Here is a 19,451-nt window from a genome sequence, read left to right on the forward strand (position 1 = left end):
GGATGACGCGTGGCAGGACGATGAAGGCATGACAATCGATCGACAGCGGCTCGAACAAGGCGGGCTGATCCTGTTCGTGGCACTCATAACGCTGGCGATGGGCGCAGTGGTGTCGGGCTTTGCCGCGGCCCTGCTGTGGAGCATGCTGGCGGCGATCCTGTTCCAGCCGCTGTACCACCGGCTGCTGGAACGGAGCCCGGGTCACGAGAACCGCGCGGCGGGGCTGACGATGCTCATCATCACCGTCGCGGTCGTCATCCCGACGCTCATCATCGGCACGATGGTGGTCGAGCAGGCCAGCACGGTCTATACGAACATCCGGTCCGGCCAGATCAATTTCGCATCCTATTTCCAGCAGGTGCACGACGCGCTGCCGAACCGGGTGCAGCGCCTGATGGACGGGGCGGGTCTCAGCAGTTTCGAACGGACGCAGGCGCGGCTGTCGAACGTGATCGGCAGCCGGGTCAGCGGGATCGCGACGCAGGCACTTTCGATCGGGCGGGACGCGTTCGCGTTCCTGCTGGCCTTCTGTATCGCGCTGTATGTCAGCTTCTTCCTGCTGCGCGACGGGCAGGCGCTCGGGGCCGCGGTGCGCCGCGCGCTGCCGCTGGAACGATCGGTGACCGAACGGCTGGTCGACAAGTTCGTGGCGGTGGTGCGCGCGACCATCAAGGGATCGGTGATCGTCGGGCTGGTGCAGGGCGGGCTGGGGGCGATCACCTTCTGGATCGTGGGCGTGCCGGCGGCGTTGCTGTGGGGCCTGCTGATGGCGGTCACGTCGTTGCTGCCGGCGCTCGGGCCGGCGATCATCTGGGTTCCGGTCGCGATCTACCTACTGGCGACAAGTGCGATCTGGCAGGGGATCGTGGTGATCGCGTCCGGCGTGGTGGTGATCGGCATGGCCGACAACATCCTGCGCCCGATCCTGGTCGGGCGCGATACCGGTATTCCGGACTGGGTGGTACTGGTGACCACGCTGGGCGGGATCGAACTGTTTGGGTTGAGCGGCATCGTGATCGGGCCGGTAGTGGCGGCGCTGTTCATCGCCGGGTGGCAGATCCTGACCGAGCAGCGCGGCGTGGCAGTCGGGAACGCAACTGCCGCAGAGAATGGGGCGGGGTAGAACGGGCGTCGATCAAGTCCGGGATGACGATAGTTTCGATATGGCTTGCCGACCGATCGGTCAGGCGGTGACGATCGTCCCGTCCACCACGGTTACCGGCCATGGGGTAAGCCGCTGGCCGGTGCAGGGGCCACCGACGCACAGGCCGGTGTCGATCGCGAACAGGGCGGAGTGCCAGCTGCATGCGATCAGGTCGCCGCGCGGCGTCAGATAGTCGTCCAGTTCCTTGGCGAGCGGCACGCCCATGTGCGGGCAGCGATCGACATAGCCGAACAGGTCCGCGCCCTGCCGCACGACGAACCCGTGGAAGCGGCCGGCGCGCAGTTGCAGGACGAAGTTGCGCGCCGCGCCGTCCGCGATGAGGGCGACTGCGCCGAGTTTCACGCTGGGCGGCGTCGCGAAGATGCGTTCGGTGGATGTCATGCGGGATCGGCGTCGGGCTGGCGGTCGGGATGCGCGGCGGCGAAGGCGGGAAGGTCGGCGGCGCGGGCATCGACCGCGACGAGCGCGGGGAAGGGCGCGAGATCGACCGCGAAACGGCGCGCGGCGTAGAGTTGCGGGACGAGGTGGCAGTCCGCCAACGTGGGGGTGTTGCCGTAGGCGAAGCCGGCGCCGTGGCGCTGGACCAGTGCCTCGAGCGCGGCGAGGCCGTCGCCGATCCAGCGGGTGATCCAGCGGTTGATGGCGTCCGGGGTGGCGTCGAACTCGGTGCGCAGCGTGTCGAGGACGCGGAGGTTGTTGAGCGGATGGATGTCGCACGCCACTATCGCGGCCATGGCGCGGACGATCGCGCGGGCGTCCGCGGTAGCGGGAAGCAGCGGCGGGTCGGGATGGCGTTCGTCGAGCCATTCGAGGATGGCGGGGCTCTGCGTCAGGACCGTGCCGCCGACGTCGAGTGCCGGGACCAGCGGTTGCGGGTTGAGCGCGGCATAGTCGGGCGCGCGCTGTTCGCCGCGGCGCAGGTCGTGCGTGACCTGCGCATAGGCCAGGCCTTTCAGCGCGAGCGCGATGCGGACGCGGTAGGCGGTGCCGGAGCGCCAGTAGCCATGCAGGATCATAGGGGCAGCTGCGCCTTGGCGAAACCGGTCCAGACCGCGTCGTAATCGAGCTGCATCGTCGGGGTTTCGACGGCCCAGCGCGTGGGGCGGACGACGTGGCGCGTTTCGAACATGAAGGCCATGGTGTCGGCGATACGGTGGGGGACGAGGTCGGCGGCGACCGCCTTGTCGTAACTGGCGCGGTCGGGACCGTGGCCGTTCATCTGGTTATGCAGCGACGCGCCGCCGGGGGCGAAGCCGCCTTCCTTGGCGTCGTACGCACCCTGGATCAGGCCCATGAACTCGCTCATCACGTTGCGGTGGAACCAGGGCGGGCGGAACGTGCCCTCCGCCACCATCCAGCGCGGCGGGAAGATGACGAAGTCGCAATTCGCGGTGCCGGGCGTGTCGCTGGGCGCGGTGAGGACGGTGAAGATCGACGGATCGGGATGGTCGAAGCTGACCGTGTTGATGGTGTTGAAGCGGGTAAGGTCGTAGCGGCAGGGGACGAGGTTGCCGTGCCAGGCGACGACGTCGAACGGCGAATGGTCGAGCGTGGTAGTCCAGAGCTTGCCCTGGAATTTCTGAACGACGTCGCACGGCGCGTCGCTGTCCTCGTACCACGCGACCGGCGTTTCGAAGTCGCGCGGGTTGGCGAGGCCGTTGGCGCCGATCGGTCCAAGATCGGGGAGGCGGAACAGCGCGCCGTAATTTTCGCAGACATAGCCGCGCGCCTGACCGTCGGGCAGCGCGATGCGGAACCGGACGCCGCGCGGGATGATCGCGATCTGGAGCGGCGCGAGGTCGATGCGGCCAAGTTCGGTGTCGATCGCGAGCCGGCCCTGTTCGGGGACGATCAGCAGTTCGCCGTCAGCCGAGAAGAAGGCGCGGTCCATGTCGCGGTTGGCGGCATAGAGGTGGATGCCGACGCCGCTCTGGTCCGCGACGCTGCCGGTGCCGCCATAGCTGACGAGGCCGTCGAGCCAGTCGACGGGGTCGGCCGGCATCGGCAGCGGGTCCCAGCGCAGGCGGTTGGGGGAGGGCGGGACGTCGTCATAGGGGGCGGACTTGAAGAGGGTCGCGCCGGGGTAGGCCGTGAAGGCCGGGTGGTTGGCGGTCGGGCGCAGGCGGTAGAGCCAGCTGCGGCGGTTCTCGCTGCGCGGCGCGGTGAAGGCCGTGCCGGAGAGTTGCTCGGCATAGAGGCCGAAGGGGACATGCTGCGGCGAGTTGCGGCCGATGGGGAGCGCGCCGGGCACGGCCTCACTGGAGATGTGGTTGCCGAAGCCGGGTTGGTAGGTGTGCATTGTGGTTCTCCCTTCCCGCCGGCCCGTCTTCAGCGAGACTTGCATAGAAATCCGTCCATGCCGAGCGCCGTCGAGGCGCCCCCCGAGCGTAGCCGAGGGGTGCTGTTGGCTTCTCGACTGCGCTCGAAGGGTCCCTCGACTTCGCTCGGGATAAGCGGGTTTTGTTTGGTCAGGCGTCGACGGTGATGACGCCCCGACGGATCTGGTCCAGTTCAATGCTCTCATACAACGCCTGGAAATTCCCGTTGCCGAAGCCTTCGTTGCCCTTGCGCTGGATGATTTCGAAGAAGATCGGGCCGAACATCGTCTCAGTGAAGATCTGGAGCAGCAGACCTTCCTCGCCGACGTTGCCGTCGATCAGGATGCGGTTGCGGCGCAGGCGTTCCAGGTCGTGGCCGTGGCCGGGGACGCGCTTGTCGACCAGTTCATAATAGGTTTCGATCGTGTCCTGCAGCTTCACGCCGCGGGCGCGGAGCTTTTCGACGGTGGTGAAGATGTCGTCGGTGGTGAGGGCCAGATGCTGGATCCCCTCGCCATTATAGTCGCGCAGGAATTCCTCGATCTGGCTGTGATCGTCCTGGCTTTCGTTCAGCGGGATGCGGATCGCGCGGTCGGGGGCGATCATCGCCTGGCTGAACAGGCCGGACGCCTTGCCCTTGATGTCGAAATATTTCTGTTCTTCGAACCCGAAGATGCGGCCGTAGAATTCGGCCCAGGTCCGCATCTGCCCGCGGCGGACATTGTGGGTGAGGTGATCGAGCAGGTCGAGCCCGACGCTGTTCTCGGCTTCGGCCTCCGCCGCGCCCGGGACCGGGGTCCAGTCGTCGTACAGGCTGCCGGCTGAACCGTGGCGGTCCACCAGATAGAGGATCGATCCACCGATCCCCTCCACTGCGGCCACGCCGTCGAGCGCGGCACCGGCGGGCGCCGGCTTCGCGCCCGCCGCGATGGCGTTGGCATAGGCGGCCTGGCTGTCGCGGACGCGGAACGCCATCGCGCTAGCCGACGGGCCGTGTGCGGCGCGGAATTCCGCGGCATGGCCGACCGGTTCGCGGTTGAGGAGCAGGTTGATGCGGCCCTGCTTGTAGCGGGTGACCGCCTTCGTCGGATGGACGGAGGCGGGTACGAAGCCGAACTGTTCCAGCTGCGCGGCCATCCGGTCGGGATCGGGCGAGGTGAATTCGGCGAACTCGAACCCGTCCAGCCCCATCGGATTGACGTCCATATGATCCATATCCGCGATCCTCCTCCAAAACTGGTATCTTATGAAACCAACATGCGTCTTTCGCCAGATCGTGTCAACTGATACCAGATGGCGGATGTCCAGCCCGCCGCTCGTCCTCGACGACTTCATTCCGTTCCGGCTGTCGTTCACGTCGAACCTGGTGAGCGACACGATCGCGCGCGCCTATGAAACGCTGTTCGGGCTGACCATTCCGGAATGGCGGCTGATCGCGGTCGTGGCGGAAGGCGGCATCACGCAGGCGGCGGTCGGGGCACGGACGCGGATGGACAAGGTGACGGTCAGTCGCGCCGCGATCGCGCTGGTCGGCCGCGGGCTGCTGCACCGGGTGCATAATCCGGACGACGGGCGGTCGCATCTGCTGGGCCTGACCGACGCCGGGCGCGAACTGCACGGCCAGATCGCGCCCAAGGCGCTGGAACTGGAGAAGCGGATCTTCGCGCGGATCGACCCGGACGAGATCACGCGGTTCGTGGCGACGTTGCGGCGCATCGACGCGATCACGCTGGCGATCGGCGCGTCGGCCGGCGAGCCGGGACCGCATGCCGATTGACCATGGCGTGAGGCATTATAGCCGGATGACATACGAAGGTGCAGCGCATATCGAGCGATCGTGACACCGCTCCGCCACGTCCTGCTGCATCATCGCCGGTCATGCGCGTGGCTGATCGCGGCGGCGTTGCTGATGCGGTTGCTGGTGCCCGCCGGGTTCATGCCGGTTATGTCCGCGGGCGGGGTCGGGGTGGCACCGTGCAGTGGTTATGCCGTGCCGACGATGGCGATGCCGGGCATGACACATCATCCGGATGCGCCGGACAAGCCGGACCATCAGGGCAAGGGCGTGCCGTGCGGGTTCATGGCGCTGACTGCGGCGGGTCTGGCGGCGGTCGATCCGCTGCTGCTGGCCGGCGCGGTCGCGTTCGTGCTTGCCGCGCTGTTCCGTGCGGTGCCGGCCGAACGGATCATCGCCGCCGCCTGTTTCCGGCCGCCGTTGCGTGGGCCGCCGCCGCACCGCTGATCGCCTGATCCGGCCGGGAACCCCGTGCCGATCATGACGCAGCGTCCGCGTTGGGTGCGACCGTGATCGCCGGCATGGTGTGCCGGGGCGCGGCACCGCGTGGGCGCGGCGCGACCCGACAAGACCGAAGCATTCTTCGAACCGGAGCGACCCCGATGGCGACCGCCCGCCCGACCCATGACCGCGCCTATCGCGCGATCTGGCGGTGGCATTTCTACGCCGGCCTGATCGTGGCCCCCTTCCTGCTGATCCTGGCGGTGACGGGCGCGATCTACCTGTTCAACGACGAAATCGACGATGCGCTGTATCCGCAGCTGCGGTTCGTGGCGGCGCATCAGCAGCAGGCCCCGCCGTCGCGGATGATCGCCGCGGCGCTGGCCGCGCATCCGGGTGCTGCGACGCGGATCGACCTGCCGGCCGCGGGTAACCGGGCCGCGGTGGTGTTCGTGACGCCGGATCGCGGCGATCCGGTGCGGGTGGCGGTCGATCCGGGCACGGCGCGCGTATTGGGGGCGACTGTCTATGACGCTACGCTCATCGGGTTCGCGGAGGCGGTGCACGGATCGCTGACGCTGGGGACGGTGGGTGACCGGATCGTGGAACTGGCGGCCTGCTGGGCGATCGTGCTGATCGCGACCGGCCTGTACCTGTGGTGGCCGCGCGGGCGGGGCGGCCGGGGACTGGCGGGCATCCTGTACCCCCGGTTGGCGCGCGGCGGACGCGCGTTCTGGCGCGACCTGCATGCGGTGACCGGGTTGTGGAGCGTCGCGCTGATCGCGTTCCTGCTATTGACCGGACTGCCGTGGGCCGGGGTTCAGGGCGACCTGCTGAACCGTGGGACGGCGTTGCTGGGCATCGGCTATCCCGCGGCGGACCGGACCCGGTCCGGGCCGGCACCGGCGGCGGCCGTCCCGATGCGGACGGCGCTGGGCGCGGTGCCGTGGACGATGGAACTGGCCCCGATGCCCGCGTCCCGGCCCGCGGTAGATGATGCCGCGGACCATGCCGGGCATGTCGGCCATGCGATGCCGGCGGCGGGGTATGACGACGCCGCCGTCGTCGCGAGCGACGGCATTGCGGCGACGCTGTCGCGTCGGCACGGGCTGGCCGGCGGATACCGGCTGTTCCTGCCCGACGGGCCGACCGGCGTGTTCACCGCCTCGACCTATCCCGATCGGCCGCAGGGGCAGCGGACGCTGTCCTTCGATCGCTGGTCCGGCGATCTGATCCGCGCGGTCGGCTATCGCGACTATGGTTGGGCGGCCAAAGCGATCGAGCTTGGCGTGCAGTTGCACATGGGGAATTATTTCGGGCTGGCGAACCAGGTCGTGATGCTGGCGACGTGCATCGCGATCGTCATGCTGGTCGTCAGCGGGATCGCGATGTGGTGGAAGCGCCGCCCGGCCGGCCGGCTGGCGGCACCCGCCCGCATGCCCGACGCGCGGATCGGCGGGGCGATCGCGATACTGGTCGTGGCGGGCATGCTGTTCCCGTTGCTCGGGCTGTCGCTGCTGGTCATCGTCATCGTGGATCGTTGTGCGCTGTTCTGCATGTGGGGCGATCCGCGGTCAGAAGCTGGCGCGTAGCCCGACCGTGGCGGTGCGCGGTGCGCCGGGTTGCACCCAGACGGGGGAGTAGCTGTTGGCGTACCAATGTTCGTTGAACAGGTTGGTGACGGAGCCGAACAGCTGCACGCCGTCGACGATGTCGGCCTGGCCGAAGACCCGGACCAGCGTGTGCGAGGGCAGCGCGAAGTCCGATCCGGTCTCGCCATTGCGGGCGCCGACATGTTGGACGCCCGCACCGATCAGGGCATCGCGTGCTGCAACGCGGAGGCGTTTCGCCGCCTGCACGTTCAGATTGTGGCGCGGGATGTTGATGAGCGGATCACCGGGTTCGATCTGGAACGAGAAGCTTGGGTCCAGCACGCGCGATCGCGCTTCGGCATCGGTATAGGCATAGCTCAGCAGCAGTTCGATGCCACCGGGCAGACGACCGTTCAGATCCGCTTCGATTCCGCGACTGCGCGCCTTGCCGATCGCGACCGCGAAACCGGGATTGAGCGTGTCGGTGGCCAGCACGTTGGACTTTTCGAGCTGATAGGCCGCGAGCGTCCCCGTCAGCCGGCCGCCCAGCGCGGTCAGCTTCACGCCGGCCTCGATCGACCGGCTGGTTTCCGGTTCGAACACGTTGCCGGCCGCATCCGCGCCGATATTGGCGCGATATCCCTCGCCATAGGCGGCATAGAGCGAAAAGGGCTTGCCGAGTTCATAGACGATGCCGGCCTGCGGGCTGAAGCGGCTGCGCTTCCGCCGGCCCAGCACGTCGGTAAGGCGGTTGTCGACGCGCAGCAGGAAGTCATCATAGCGCCCGCCGATCCGGACCTGCAGCCGATCGGTCAGGCTGATCTGGTCCTGCACATAGGCGCCCATCGTCCGCTGGACATCGAGCCGGTTGGTGATCGGGGCGGTGGCGGGCGGCGGAAAGCGGCCATATACCGGGTTCTGCAGATCGAGGACATAGCCGGCCTGGTCGGTCGTGGCGGGTGTCACCACCGGGCCGCGATAGCGCGTGAACAGCTGATCCGTGTCGAAATGGTCGAAATCGCCGCCCATCAGGACGCGGTGGCGCAGGGTGCCGGTGTTGAATTCGCCGGCGACCTCGGCCCGCAGCACGCTATGTTCGGAGGTGTAGCGTCGCGAGCGGCGCTGACGCGACAGCGACCGGCCGTCGACATAGAGCTTCTGGCGCGACCGCACCGTCTCCGCATCGGAAGAAGAGCCGGTCAGCCGCGTGTCGCGGTGGCTGGCACCGACCGATACGCTCCACCGCGTGTTGAAGTCATGCTGGAGGCGCAACTGGTGCCCGGTGGCGCGGGCGACGGTGTCGCCGTCGCCCGGCTCACCCAGGAAACGCGATCGGGGGACGGTGTCGAAATCGTCGTTCAGCACGACGATGCCGCGATCGAACGGCACCGCGACGCGCGTCAGTTCGAAATCATAGGTGAGGCGCGTCGCGGCCCCCAGCTTGAGGCCGACCGACGGCAGGAACCCCCAGCGTTTCTGCCGGACCGTATCGCGGAACGTGTCGCCGCGCTCGGCATAGCCGATCAGCCGCACGGACAGCGTGTCGGTCAGCGACAGGTTCGCGTCCCCCTCGGCGCGCAGGGTGTCGAAGCTGCGATGTTGCAGCGATGCGGTGCCGAAGGTGCGGCCGAGTTCGGCCTGCTTGGTGACCAGGTTGATCGACCCGCCCGGTTCGCCGCGCCCCAGGACCGCCGCCGCCGGTCCCTTCAGCACCTCGACCCGCTCGATCCCCGCCACGTCGCGCTGCCCGCTGAACCCGCGCCCGGCGTTGAACCCGTTGACCAGATAGCCGCTCGGCAGATTTTCGTCCCCCGCGAACCCGCGCACGGCGAAGCTGTCCCACAGGCCGCCCAGCGTGTTCTGCCGCACGACGGAGGCGTTCAGGTCCAGCGCGTCGGTCAGACGCAATATGCCGTTCTGCGCGATGACCGTTTCGTCGATCGTCGCGATCGCCTGCGGGATCTCGCGCAGCTTGAAATTGCCGCGATAGGGCTGGCGGACGCCGGTAATGGTGATCTCGGCACGCTCGGACTCGGCGGGTCCGACCTCGTCCGCCTGCGCGAAGGCGGGTGCGCAGGACAGCGCGACGGCGAGCGGAAGGGCACCGGCCCCGGAGCCGGCGCGCATGAACAGACGCAAGATCATATCCCCCTTGATGACATGGACCGGACACAGTGCGGCCCTGGCAGGAGACGCTATGCAAGATATGATGTAACATTGCTAATGATACCTTGTCACATGCAAAAGGGTGCGGCATTGGGCGGTCATGACCCATGCCGAGACGGTGATGCCGCCGACCCCCGACCCGATCCTGATCGAGGATCTGATGCTGGCCTATGGCGCGCAGCGCGTGCTGGACGGCCTGTCGTTGCGCGTGCCGGCGGGCAGCATCACCGCGCTGCTGGGCGGCAACGGTGCCGGCAAATCGACCACGCTTTCGGCATTGCTGGGCTTTACCCGTACGCAATCGGGGACGATCGCGGTATGCGGGATCGATCCGGCGGCGGATCCCGACGGCGCCCGGCGGCGCATCGCGTACCTGCCCGAGAATGTCGCGCTGTACGAGCATCTGACCGCGGTCGAGAATGCCGATTATCTGCTGGCGCTGTCCGGTGAACGGCAAGGCCGCGGTGCGATCACGGACGCGCTGGCCGCGGCAGGCTTGCAGGAACGGGCTTGGGACCAGCGGTTGGGCGGCTTTTCCAAGGGCATGCGGCAGAAGGTCGCGATCGCGGTCGCGCTGCTGCGCCGGGTGCCGGTGCTGCTGCTCGACGAACCGACATCGGGCCTCGATCCGCGCGCGACCGCGGATTTCAACGGGTTGCTGGTGCAGGTCCGCGCGCGGGGGACCGCGGTGCTGATGGTGACGCATGATCTGCTGTCCGCCGCCGACGTCGCCGACCGGATCGCGTTCCTCGAGGCCGGGCGCGTCGCGCACGAAGTGAAGGCGAGCGGGCCGGACCGGTTCGACGTGCGGGCGCTCCATGCGCGTTTCCAGACCGGCAGCGCACGGATCCCGGCATGAGCGTCGTCCGCCTGATCGCGCGCGACGAATTGCGGCTGATGGCGCGAAACCGCGTCGCGGTCATCGCCTTCGTGCTCCTGATTCTGCTGACCCTGGTCGCAGCGGCGAGTGCCTGGACGCATCAGCGCGGCATCGCCACGCTGCGGGCGCGCCACGCCCACGCCGCCGAGGCCGCGTTCAAGGGGCAGCCGGACCGGCATCCGCACCGCATGGTGCATTATGGCACGTTCATCTTCCGTCCGCTCGGCCCGCTCGCCGCGTTCGATCCGGGTGTGGATGCGTTCACCGGCAACAGCATGTTCCTGGAGGGACATCGGCAGAACAGCGCGAATTTCGGGGATGTCCGGCAAAGCTCGCTGCTCGTCCGCTTCGGCCAGCTGACGCCCGCCTTCGTGCTGCAGGTCGTCGCGCCGCTGATGCTGATCTTCCTGGGTTATGGGGCGCTCGCCCGCGAGACGGAACGTGGCACGCTGCGGCTGCTGATGTTGCAGGGCACCAGCCGTGGGCAGGTCGTCGGCGGCAAGCTGCTGGCGTTGGGCACGGTGGCGCTGCTCGGCGGGTTGCCCGCGATGATCGGGCTGGTCGCGATCGCTGCCGAACCCGGGGCGCTTGCCGTGCCGATGCTGGTCATCGCGCTTGGCTATGCGGCGTATCTCGCGCTCTGGGCGGTGCTGATCCTGCTCGTTTCCGCGCTGGTCGGCCGCACCCGCGACGCGCTGCTCGCGCTCGTCGCCCTGTGGGCGGTGACGGTGGTGCTGCTGCCACGTGTCGCGCCCGACCTGGCCGGTGCCGCGGTCCCGCTGCGTAACCGGCTCCAGACCGAGGTAGCGGTCGCGCGCGACCTGCGGACGATGGGCGACAGCCACAACCCCGACGATCCGCACTTCGCCCGTTTCAAGCAGGCGGTGCTGGACCGCTACGGCGTGGCAACGGTCGAACAGCTGCCGATCAACTACAAGGGTATCGTCGCGATCGAGGGGGAGCGGCTGACCGCATCGCTGTACGACCGCCATGCGAAGGCGAGCTACGCGGCGCAGGCCCGCCAGATCGGGCTGGTCGATCGGGTCGGGTTGCTGAGCCCGGCCATCGCGCTGCGATCGCTGTCGATGGCGGCCGCCGGGACCGGTTTTGCCGGGCACCGCCGTTTCCTGGAACAGGCCGAGGCGTATCGCTATGCCCTGGTCCAGCGGCTGAACCGGATGCAGATGGAGGCCGTCAGCTATGCCGACGATGGCGCGACCGATGCCGGTGCGGACCGGCGCAAGCGCGTCGCCGCGCACAACTGGCAGGCCGTGCCCGATTTCCGCTTCGTTGGACCGGACGGCCATGCGCTCGCCGGCGATGCGCTGCCCGGACTGGCGGTCGTTCTCGGCTGGCTGGCGGGCGCCTCGGGCCTGCTGGCGCTGGCGACCCGTCGTCTGGGTGCGCGGTGATGCGGTTGTTTCGCCATGAATTCCGGCTGCTCCTGCGCCAGCGGCTGACGGTCGGCGCGCTCGCCCTGCTGGCACTGCTCACCGTTGCCGCCCTCGCGACCGGCATGGCCGAGATCGCCCGCCAGCGCGGCGCGATCGCCGCGATCCCGGCGGCGCAGGCGGAGGATATCGGCGCCGTCGCCGAGTATGTCGATCGGACCAAGGACGCCGGCAGCGCCGCCTATTACAGCTTCCATCCGACGTGGGACGCGCCCGCGCCGCTCGCTTTCGCCGCGCTGGGCATGCGCGATGTCGCGCCCTTCATCGTCCGCGTCCGCGCGCTGGGGATCGAGGCGCAAATCTATGATGGCGACATGTTCAATCCCGAACTCGCGCTGCCGGGTCGGTTCGATTTCGCGTTCGTGCTGGTCTTCCTAGCACCGCTGTTCGTGATCGCGCTGTTCCACGACCTCGTTTCCGCCGAACGCGAGGCGGGGCGGCAGCGGATGCTGGAGGCACTGCCGAACGGCGGGCGGGCATTGTGGCGGCGCAGGACGGTGCTGCGCCTGCTGTTGCTGTGGGCGGTCATCGGCGTGCCGTTCGCCGTCGCCGCGGCGATGGCCGGCGTCGCGTTCGGGCAGGTGCTGATCGTGGTCGGGTTGGTCGCGGCGTATCTGTTCTTCTGGGTGGCGCTCGCGGCGCTCGTCGGTCGGCTGCGCTGGAGTTCGGTCGCAAACGCCGCGACGCTGGCGGCGGCGTGGCTCGTGCTGGTGCTGATCGTGCCGACGCTGGGCAATGTCGCGATCAACGGCGCGATCCCGGTCAACCAGGGGGCAGAGATCGCGATGGCGCAGCGGGAGGCGGTGAACGGCGCGTGGGACGTGCCGCGCGATGCCACGATGCGGCGCTTCTACGCCCGGCATCCGATATGGGCGGATTCAGCCCCGCTCGGCCCGGCGTTCCACTATAAATGGTATCTCGCCTTCCATCAGAATGGGGACGAGAGCGTCGCGGATGCGGTCCGGGCCTATCGCGACGGACTCGATCGTCGCGATGCGGGTGGCCGTGCGCTCAGCCGGCTGCTGCCGCCGATCGGCGTGCAGGCATTGCTGATGCGGATGGCGCGCACCGATCTGCGTGCGCAACTGGCCTATCAGGACCGCATCCGTGCGTATCACGAACGACTGCGGTCCTTCTATTACGGCTATCTGTTCCGCGACCGGCCGTTCGGGAAGGCCGATTTCGATCGCGCGCCGCGCTTCGCGGATACGCCCGGCGGCTGATGATGAAGGGAAGATAAAACGCGGGCATCCGCGGTGGGGGCTGGTGGAGCTGAGCGGAATCGAACCGCTGGCCTCTGCAGTGCGATTGCAGCGCTCTCCCATCTGAGCTACAGCCCCAGACCCGTAGGCGCAGTCTGTAACGACCGCGCCGGGGACTGGCAACGGGCCGAATCATTTTTCGTCAGTGGCGGCGGCGCCGTTCGTCACGCTCTGCTTTACGTGCGCGTAAGGGAGGCCTAGGTCCGTCCGATCACTTCGAGAGGATATGACATGGCTCGCGCCTGGACCCTGACGTCGCGCCCGAACGGCATGCCTGCCGCCGGCAATTTCGCGCTGATCGACCTGAGCCTGCCCACGGTGGAAGACGGGATGATCCGCGTCCGCAACCGGTGGCTGTCGGTCGATCCCTATATGCGCGGGCGGATGAACGACACGAAAAGCTATGTCCCGCCGTTCGCGATCGGGGAACCGATGCAGGGCGGCGCGGTGGGCGAGATCGTGGAGAGCCGCGCGGACGGGTTCGCGGTCGGCGACCATGTCGTCCACATGGCCGGATGGCGCGACGAGGCCGTGCTGCCCGCCGCCGCGGTGCAGAAGATCCCGGCCGGCGATATCCCCGTCCAGCGGTATCTGGGGCATCTGGGCATGCCGGGGATGACCGCATGGTTCGGGCTGCTGTCCGTGGCGGAAGCGAAGCCCGGCGAAACGGTGTTGGTGTCTGCGGCGGCCGGTGCGGTCGGATCGGCGGTGGTGCAGATCGCCAAGGCCAAGGGCATGACGGTCGTCGGTTCGGCGGGTGGCGCGGCGAAGGTGGCCTTCGTTGAATCGCTCGGGGCGGATGCGGCGATCGACTACAAGTCGGACGGGTCGCTGGTGGAGAAGCTGAAGGTGGCCGCACCGAACGGGATCGACGTCTATTTCGACAATGTCGGGGGCGGGCATCTCGATGCCGCGCTGGCGACGGCGCGCGACGGTGCGCGGTTCGCGATGTGCGGCATGATCGAGGGCTATAACGGCGCGGACCCGGTGCAGTTGCGCTACCTGATGCGGATCGTGGCGGCGCGGATCCGGCTGCGCGGCTTTATCGTCAGCGACTTCCAGGCGGAAGCCGACACGTTCCTGCGCGAGATGGGCGCATTGGTACAGGCGGGCAAGATCCGGAGCGAGGAGACCGTGCATGACGGTCTTGAAGCGACGCCGGAGGCGTTCATGGCGCTGTTTTCGGGCGGGAACAGCGGGAAGATGCTGGTGCGGGTGGCGTAGGGCGTCGACTTAGGGGCGATTACCCCGGACTTGATCCCGGATCCCGCTGTCCTCCGGCAGAAGGGAAGAAGCGGGATCCCGGATCAAGTCCGGGATGACGGCGATTAAGGGCGGTGCTTCAGGCGAAGGTGTCGCACTGCGCCGGGTCGCCGCTCTTCAGGCCGCGTTCCAGCCACTGTTTGCGTTGCGCGGCGCTGCCATGGGTGAAGCTTTCGGGGCGGGCACGGTCGCCCTGCAACGTGTCGTCGCCGATCGCGGCCGCGGCGGTCAGCCCTTCCTGCACATCGCCCGGCGACATGATGCCCGGGTTGCGGGCGGCCCAGACGCCGGCGTAGCAGTCCGCCTGAAGCTCGACCTTGACCTGCACCGCGTTGCCGGCGGTTTCGGACGTCGCCTGCTGCGCCTGACGCGCCTGCGCCAGCGTGCCTTCCAGGTCCTGGACATGGTGGCCGACCTCATGCGCGATGACATAGGCCTGCGCAAAATCGCCGGGTGCGCCGAACTTCTGCTGAAGCTCGGTGTAGAAGGCGGTGTCGAGGTAGATCTTCTTGTCGGTCGGGCAGTAGAACGGACCCATTGCCGACTGCGCCTGGCCGCAACCGGAGTTGCCGGAGCGGTCGTAGAAGCTGAGGCCGGCCGGGGTGTATTGCCGGTTGCGTTCCGCGAACAGCTTGGCCCAGGTGTCTTCGGTGCTGGCGAGAACCTGGCAGGAGAATTTCTGGGCGGCATCGGCAGAGCAGGCCTCGGCCGCATTGGTGGTGGCCCCGGTGCGCGGTCCGCTGGACGTCGCGCCGCCGCCGAGCATGGACAGCGGGTTCATGCCGAGCAGCATCGCGCCGATCGCCAGTACGACGATGCCGCCGATGCCGAAGCGGCTGGCCACGATGCCGAACAGCAGGCCGAAGATGCCGCCCCCGCCACCGCCGCCGCCAAAACCCCCGCCGCCGCCATTGCCGGACCCCTGGTCTTCGACATTGTCGCTGGTCCGATAATCGTCGAGCCGCATGATGAAACCCCTTTCGCTGCCGTTACAATGTCCGGCATCGCAAACCGGTTGCATCCCATGGCGGGTGAATGCGTTGCAGGGATCGTACCGCAGCGGCGTCCCGCTTGTGGCGCGCGTCAAGCCGGATTAGTCATGCGCGTTCACGGCGCATGCCCGTTTGCGGGCCGCCTATCCTGTACAAGGAAACATCATCCGATGCCATCGATCGCCCGGCTGTCCGTCCTGCTTCTCGCCTCCGCCACGCTGATCGGGGCCGCGCCCGCGCCGGTGCGGCCCGTGCCGGCAGTGAACGGGCAGCAGCCGGGGCGACTGCCGCCCGGCGTCACGCCGGTGCATTACGACATCATGGTCGAACCCGACGCGCAGAAGCTGGTGTTCAGCGGCAGCGAGACCGTGACGATCGCGGTCGCGCGCCCGACCACGCGGATCGTGCTGAACGCCGCGGACCTGGCGGTGGGCTATGCCAAGCTGGACAACAGCCTGACCCCGACCAAGCTGGCGCTGGATGCCGCGGCGCAGACGCTGACGCTGGATTTCGCCAGCCCGATCGCCGCCGGTACGCACCGGCTGGCGATGAGTTTTTCCGGCAAGATCAACGAGAGCGCGGCCGGCATGTTCGCGGTCGATTATCAGGACGGCAATGCGCCCAAGCGGATGGTCGTGACACAGTTCGAACCGGCCGACGCGCGCCGCTTCGCGCCGATGTGGGACGAGCCGGGTGCCAAGGCGACATTCAGCCTGACCGCGGTGACGCCGAAGGGACAGTCGAGTTTCTCCAACATGCCGATCACGACGCAGGCCAGGCGCGCCGACGGCAAGACGGTGGTGACGTTCGCCAAGAGCCCGAAGATGTCGAGCTACCTGCTGTTCCTGGGACAGGGGGAAATCGAGCGGAAGGCGCGGATGGTAGGCAACACCGAAGTGGGCGTCATCACGCGCAAGAGCGCGCTGGCGCAGGCGGACTATGCGCTGGATGCCGCGGCGCGCATCCTGCCTTATTACAACGACTATTTCGGCGTGCCCTATCCGTTGCCCAAGATGGACATGATCGCGGCGCCGGGTTCCAGCCAGTTCTTTTCCGCGATGGAGAATTGGGGTGCGATCCTGTATTTCGACCGGGCGGTCCTGCTCGACCCGAAGCTGTCGACCGAGACGCAGCGGCAGGACATCTTCAACGTGGTCGCGCATGAAATGGCGCACCAGTGGTTCGGCGACCTCGTCACCATGCAGTGGTGGGACGATCTGTGGCTTAACGAAGGTTTCGCATCCTGGATGGCGGCCAAGGTTACGGGCGACCTGAACCCCGACTGGAACGTGCCGGCACAGGATGTGGCCGGTGCGCGACAATCCGCGTTTGCGGTGGATGCGCGCGCGTCGACTCACCCGATCGTGCAGAAGATCGGGACGGTGGACGAGGTGAGCCAGGCGTTCGACACGATCACGTACCAGAAGGGGCAGGCGGTGATCCGCATGCTGGAGGGTGCTGTCGGGGCCGATCCGTTCCGCAATGGCGTGCGCGCCTATATGGCGAAGCATCAATATGGGAACACGGTGACCGACGACCTGTGGCGCGCGGTGTCCGCGTCCGCCGGGCGGCCGGTCAAGCCGTTCATGGACAGTTTCACGCTGCAGGGCGGCGTGCCGCTGATCCGTGGGACGGAGCCGGTCTGTTCGGGCGGCCGGACCCGGATCGGGCTGAGCCAGGGGCGGTTCGGACTGGATGCGGCCTCCAAGGTGCAGCAGCGCTGGATCGTGCCGGTCGAGATGACGACGGGCGGGGTCGCGACCAGCGCGATGATCAGCGGTGCCGCGCGGCAGCCGGCGACGGCGGCCGGGTGTGGCCCGCTGGTCATCAACCCGCGCCAGCAGGGCTATTACCGCACCTTGCCCGCGCCCGGTCATTTCGAGGCGCTGTCGCGCGGTTTCGCGCGACTTGCGCTGACCGATCAGCTGGGTCTGATGGGCGACAGCGTCGCGCTGGCCAATGGCGGTTACGCGCCGCTCGGCCGCTACCTGACGCTGGTCGACCGGATCCCGCAGGGCGCATCGCCGATCGTGTGGGATCTGGCGGCGACGCAGCTGGGTTCGCTGGATGCATTGCTCGATGGCGATCCGGCGCAGGCGGCCTATCGCACGCGGGCGCGCGGCCTGCTGGCGCCGCAGTTCCGGCGGGTCGGTTTCGCCGCACGGGCGGGTGAATCGCCGTCGGACAGCATCCTGCGCGAAACGCTGATCCAGGTGCTGGGCGGCATGGGCGATCCGGACGTCGTGGCGGGCGCGCGCAAGCTGGTGGCCGGCGGGCTGGACGATATTCCGGGCGCGGTGCGCGAGCCGGTGACGAGCGTATTCCTGTCCAACGCGACCGCGCAGCAGTGGGACGCGATGCGGAAACTGGCGGCTGCATCGAAGGACGCCGGCGTGCGGCGCAGCCTGTATTCGCGGCTGGGCAATGTCGCCGATCCGGCGCTGGCGCAGCGCGCGCTCGACCTGGCGCTGACCAACGAGGCGACGGTGCCGGACCGGGCGAACCTGATCCGCGGGGCGGCACAGGCGCATCCCGGCATGACGTTCGACTGGGCGGCGGCACACAAGGATCAGGTGAACGCGCTGGTCGAGGCCAGTTCGCGGCCGCGCTACATTGTCGGGCTGGCCGCGCAGGCGTCCGACCCGGCGGTCGCAACGCGGGTCGCAAGCTATGCGCAGGCCAATCTGCCGCCCGCGTCGCGGCAGGGGGCGGACACGACCGTGTCGCAGATCCGGTATCGCGCGGGGCTGAAGGCGATGCAGCGTGCGCCGCTGGCGGCATGGGCGCAGTCGGCGGCGGCGCGCTGACCGTGGCGGATCGCGATCCGACGGCCGGCAATATGCAGGCCCGCAAAGCCCCGGCGCGCGATCCGGCCGCGCGGCGGGCGGCGCGGCGGGGGGATGCACCACTGCCGTTGCCGGACGAGGTCGCTCTCGTCCTGCAGGGCGGGGGTGCGCTCGGTTCCTACCAGGCCGGCGTGTACGAGGCACTGGACGAAGCGGGCGTCTCGGTCGACCATGTCGCCGGGATATCGATCGGCGCGGTGAACGCCGCGATCATCGCCGGCAATCCACCCGAACGGCGCGTGGAACGGTTGCGCGAATTCTGGACGATGCTGTCGGGCATGCTGCCCAGTTTCCCGATCTGGCAGACGACCGATGCGCGCGAATGGCTGCATGAATGGTCCGCGGGCATGGTTGCCACGTTCGGGGTGCCGGGGTTCTTCAAGCCGCGCATGGTGCCGCCGATGTGGGCGATCCCGGGCACGCCGGACGCGCTGAGTTTCTACGATACCGCGCCGCTGGCCGACACGCTGAACGGGTTGATCGACTGGGACCTGCTGAACGACGGGCCGGTCAGGGTTTCGGTGGGCGCGGTCGACGTCGACAGCGGCAATTTCCGCTATTTCGACAGCGGGATCGAACGGCTGGATGCACGCCACATCATGGCGTCGGGCGCGCTGCCGCCGGGCCTGCCGCCGGTCGAGATCGACGGGCGCTGTTACTGGGACGGGGGACTGGTGTCGAACACGCCGCTGAGCCATGTCCTTGATACGCAGTTCGCCGACATGCTGGTGTTCCAGGTCGACCTGTTCCCCGCGTCGAACGAGCATCCGCGCACGATCATGGACGTCGCGGCGCGCGCGAAGGAGATTCAGTTCAGCAGCCGGACGCGGCAGGTGTCGGACATGATGATCCGGCTGCGCCGCGAACGCGAACTGATCCGCGCGGTGCTGGTGAAGCTGCCGGCCGAGCTGGTGGACGATCCCGACGTCGCCGCGCTGCGCGATGCGGCGCGGGACTATGCCGCGAACGTGGTGCAGCTGATCTACCGCGCCAATGCGTGGGAGGGCGGATCGCGCGACTATGAATTCTCCGCGCGGACGATGGACGAGCATTGGGCCGCCGGGCGCGTGGCCGTGGCCGAGACGATGACGCATAGCGGGCTGGTCGCGCGCAACATCCTGGATGGGAAGACCGCCGCGTTTGATCTGGGGAAACGGTAGGTTTTACGTAAGAACATCCCTCTCGACCGTCATCCCAGCGGACGCTGGGATCCATTATCGCTACGGTTGGGGGTGTCTGCGCCGTAGTGATAATGGATCCTGACTTCTGTCAGGATGACG

16 protein-coding genes and 1 tRNA gene are annotated in these 19,451 nt (G+C 68.2%); 10 read left to right on the plus strand and 7 right to left on the minus strand.

The genetic code is table 11. The features are described from left to right. Window positions 1-28 precede the first annotated feature (28 nt). Window positions 29-1,123, plus strand: coding sequence for an AI-2E family transporter (locus tag BKY59_RS16000; protein WP_076073328.1), 1,095 nt, complete (start codon window positions 29-31; stop codon window positions 1,121-1,123). A 60-nt stretch (window positions 1,124-1,183) separates the two neighbouring features. On the opposite strand, the gene BKY59_RS16005 is transcribed toward BKY59_RS16000, so the two are convergent. From BKY59_RS16005 to hppD, 4 genes are all read right to left on the minus strand, one after another. Continuing rightward, complete coding sequence (locus BKY59_RS16005) at window positions 1,184-1,546, minus strand: Rieske (2Fe-2S) protein (protein WP_076073139.1); 363 nt, start codon at window positions 1,544-1,546, stop codon at window positions 1,184-1,186. Then, window positions 1,543-2,181: a maleylacetoacetate isomerase gene (maiA, locus tag BKY59_RS16010; protein WP_076073140.1), complete on the minus strand. Its 639-nt coding sequence runs from the start codon at window positions 2,179-2,181 to the stop codon at window positions 1,543-1,545. The genes BKY59_RS16005 and maiA overlap by 4 nt, the downstream gene beginning before the upstream one ends. Next, complete coding sequence (hmgA, locus tag BKY59_RS16015; protein ID WP_076073141.1) at window positions 2,178-3,464, minus strand: homogentisate 1,2-dioxygenase; 1,287 nt, start codon at window positions 3,462-3,464, stop codon at window positions 2,178-2,180. The genes maiA and hmgA overlap by 4 nt, the downstream gene beginning before the upstream one ends. 169 nt (window positions 3,465-3,633) lie before the next feature. Further along, entirely contained in the window at window positions 3,634-4,698 is a 1,065-nt protein-coding gene (gene hppD, locus BKY59_RS16020; RefSeq protein ID WP_076073142.1) for a 4-hydroxyphenylpyruvate dioxygenase, read from the minus strand. An 85-nt stretch (window positions 4,699-4,783) separates the two neighbouring features. Between hppD and BKY59_RS16025 the strand changes: the two genes are divergently transcribed. From BKY59_RS16025 to BKY59_RS16035, 3 genes are all read left to right on the plus strand, one after another. Continuing rightward, window positions 4,784-5,260 (plus strand): MarR family winged helix-turn-helix transcriptional regulator, encoded by a 477-nt coding sequence (locus BKY59_RS16025; protein WP_076073143.1) that lies wholly within the window; start codon window positions 4,784-4,786, stop codon window positions 5,258-5,260. A 60-nt stretch (window positions 5,261-5,320) separates the two neighbouring features. Continuing rightward, window positions 5,321-5,725, plus strand: a complete 405-nt coding sequence (locus BKY59_RS16030; RefSeq protein WP_076073144.1) for a hypothetical protein — start codon at window positions 5,321-5,323, stop codon at window positions 5,723-5,725. Window positions 5,726-5,880: 155 nt separating this feature from the next. Further along, window positions 5,881-7,311 (plus strand): PepSY-associated TM helix domain-containing protein, encoded by a 1,431-nt coding sequence (locus tag BKY59_RS16035; RefSeq protein ID WP_076073145.1) that lies wholly within the window; start codon window positions 5,881-5,883, stop codon window positions 7,309-7,311. On the opposite strand, the gene BKY59_RS16040 is transcribed toward BKY59_RS16035, so the two are convergent. Continuing rightward, on the minus strand, window positions 7,294-9,456 hold the full coding sequence (locus BKY59_RS16040; protein ID WP_076073146.1) for a TonB-dependent siderophore receptor: 2,163 nt from the start codon (window positions 9,454-9,456) through the stop codon (window positions 7,294-7,296). The two genes, BKY59_RS16035 and BKY59_RS16040, sit on opposite strands and share 18 nt — an antisense overlap. A 121-nt stretch (window positions 9,457-9,577) precedes the next feature. On the opposite strand from BKY59_RS16040, the gene BKY59_RS16045 reads away from it, so the two are divergent. The 3 genes from BKY59_RS16045 to BKY59_RS16055 are packed head-to-tail and all read left to right on the plus strand — an operon-like array spanning window position 9,578 to window position 13,031. Beyond that, the gene (locus BKY59_RS16045; protein ID WP_240500152.1) at window positions 9,578-10,336 is read left to right on the plus strand and encodes an ABC transporter ATP-binding protein; all 759 of its coding nucleotides are present in this window, start codon (window positions 9,578-9,580) and stop codon (window positions 10,334-10,336) included. Further along, the gene (locus tag BKY59_RS16050) at window positions 10,333-11,769 is read left to right on the plus strand and encodes an ABC transporter permease (RefSeq protein WP_076073147.1); all 1,437 of its coding nucleotides are present in this window, start codon (window positions 10,333-10,335) and stop codon (window positions 11,767-11,769) included. The genes BKY59_RS16045 and BKY59_RS16050 overlap by 4 nt, the downstream gene beginning before the upstream one ends. Further along, the gene (locus BKY59_RS16055) at window positions 11,769-13,031 is read left to right on the plus strand and encodes a DUF3526 domain-containing protein (protein ID WP_076073148.1); all 1,263 of its coding nucleotides are present in this window, start codon (window positions 11,769-11,771) and stop codon (window positions 13,029-13,031) included. Before BKY59_RS16050 ends, BKY59_RS16055 begins: the two co-directional genes overlap by 1 nt. 41 nt (window positions 13,032-13,072) lie before the next feature. Here the strand turns inward: BKY59_RS16055 and BKY59_RS16060 are convergent. Continuing rightward, window positions 13,073-13,148: transfer RNA gene (locus BKY59_RS16060), tRNA-Ala, on the minus strand. A gap of 153 nt (window positions 13,149-13,301) precedes the next feature. Here BKY59_RS16060 and BKY59_RS16065 point away from each other — a divergent pair. Beyond that, on the plus strand, window positions 13,302-14,294 hold the full coding sequence (locus BKY59_RS16065; RefSeq protein ID WP_076073149.1) for an NADP-dependent oxidoreductase: 993 nt from the start codon (window positions 13,302-13,304) through the stop codon (window positions 14,292-14,294). Window positions 14,295-14,412: 118 nt separating this feature from the next. On the opposite strand, the gene ypfJ is transcribed toward BKY59_RS16065, so the two are convergent. Continuing rightward, window positions 14,413-15,300, minus strand: coding sequence for a KPN_02809 family neutral zinc metallopeptidase (ypfJ, locus tag BKY59_RS16070; protein WP_076073150.1), 888 nt, complete (start codon window positions 15,298-15,300; stop codon window positions 14,413-14,415). Window positions 15,301-15,495: 195 nt separating this feature from the next. On the opposite strand from ypfJ, the gene BKY59_RS16075 reads away from it, so the two are divergent. Next, window positions 15,496-18,132 (plus strand): M1 family metallopeptidase, encoded by a 2,637-nt coding sequence (locus BKY59_RS16075; RefSeq protein WP_076073151.1) that lies wholly within the window; start codon window positions 15,496-15,498, stop codon window positions 18,130-18,132. Window positions 18,133-18,164: 32 nt separating this feature from the next. Further along, window positions 18,165-19,331, plus strand: coding sequence for a patatin-like phospholipase family protein (locus BKY59_RS16080; protein ID WP_076073330.1), 1,167 nt, complete (start codon window positions 18,165-18,167; stop codon window positions 19,329-19,331). Window positions 19,332-19,451: the final 120 nt, after the last annotated feature.

Source organism: Sphingomonas montana (genome assembly GCF_001956315.1).
GTDB classification, from domain to species: Bacteria; Pseudomonadota; Alphaproteobacteria; order Sphingomonadales; family Sphingomonadaceae; genus Sphingomonas_R; species Sphingomonas_R montana.

Excerpts from the sequence above, each read along its gene's own strand:
- BKY59_RS16035 (WP_076073145.1), top strand. The coding sequence starts at position 5,881 with ATGGCGACCGCCCGCCCGACCCATGACCGCGCCTATCGCGCGATCTGG.
- BKY59_RS16040 (WP_076073146.1), bottom strand. The coding sequence starts at position 9,456 with ATGATCTTGCGTCTGTTCATGCGCGCCGGCTCCGGGGCCGGTGCCCTT.
- BKY59_RS16050 (WP_076073147.1), top strand. The coding sequence starts at position 10,333 with ATGAGCGTCGTCCGCCTGATCGCGCGCGACGAATTGCGGCTGATGGCG.
- BKY59_RS16000 (WP_076073328.1), top strand. The coding sequence starts at position 29 with ATGACAATCGATCGACAGCGGCTCGAACAAGGCGGGCTGATCCTGTTC.
- BKY59_RS16080 (WP_076073330.1), top strand. The coding sequence starts at position 18,165 with ATGCAGGCCCGCAAAGCCCCGGCGCGCGATCCGGCCGCGCGGCGGGCG.
- BKY59_RS16005 (WP_076073139.1), bottom strand. The coding sequence starts at position 1,546 with ATGACATCCACCGAACGCATCTTCGCGACGCCGCCCAGCGTGAAACTC.
- BKY59_RS16025 (WP_076073143.1), top strand. The coding sequence starts at position 4,784 with ATGTCCAGCCCGCCGCTCGTCCTCGACGACTTCATTCCGTTCCGGCTG.
- BKY59_RS16065 (WP_076073149.1), top strand. The coding sequence starts at position 13,302 with ATGGCTCGCGCCTGGACCCTGACGTCGCGCCCGAACGGCATGCCTGCC.
- BKY59_RS16045 (WP_240500152.1), top strand. The coding sequence starts at position 9,578 with ATGACCCATGCCGAGACGGTGATGCCGCCGACCCCCGACCCGATCCTG.
- BKY59_RS16075 (WP_076073151.1), top strand. The coding sequence starts at position 15,496 with ATGCCATCGATCGCCCGGCTGTCCGTCCTGCTTCTCGCCTCCGCCACG.
- hmgA (WP_076073141.1), bottom strand. The coding sequence starts at position 3,464 with ATGCACACCTACCAACCCGGCTTCGGCAACCACATCTCCAGTGAGGCC.
- ypfJ (WP_076073150.1), bottom strand. The coding sequence starts at position 15,300 with ATGCGGCTCGACGATTATCGGACCAGCGACAATGTCGAAGACCAGGGG.
- BKY59_RS16055 (WP_076073148.1), top strand. The coding sequence starts at position 11,769 with ATGCGGTTGTTTCGCCATGAATTCCGGCTGCTCCTGCGCCAGCGGCTG.
- maiA (WP_076073140.1), bottom strand. The coding sequence starts at position 2,181 with ATGATCCTGCATGGCTACTGGCGCTCCGGCACCGCCTACCGCGTCCGC.
- hppD (WP_076073142.1), bottom strand. The coding sequence starts at position 4,698 with ATGGATCATATGGACGTCAATCCGATGGGGCTGGACGGGTTCGAGTTC.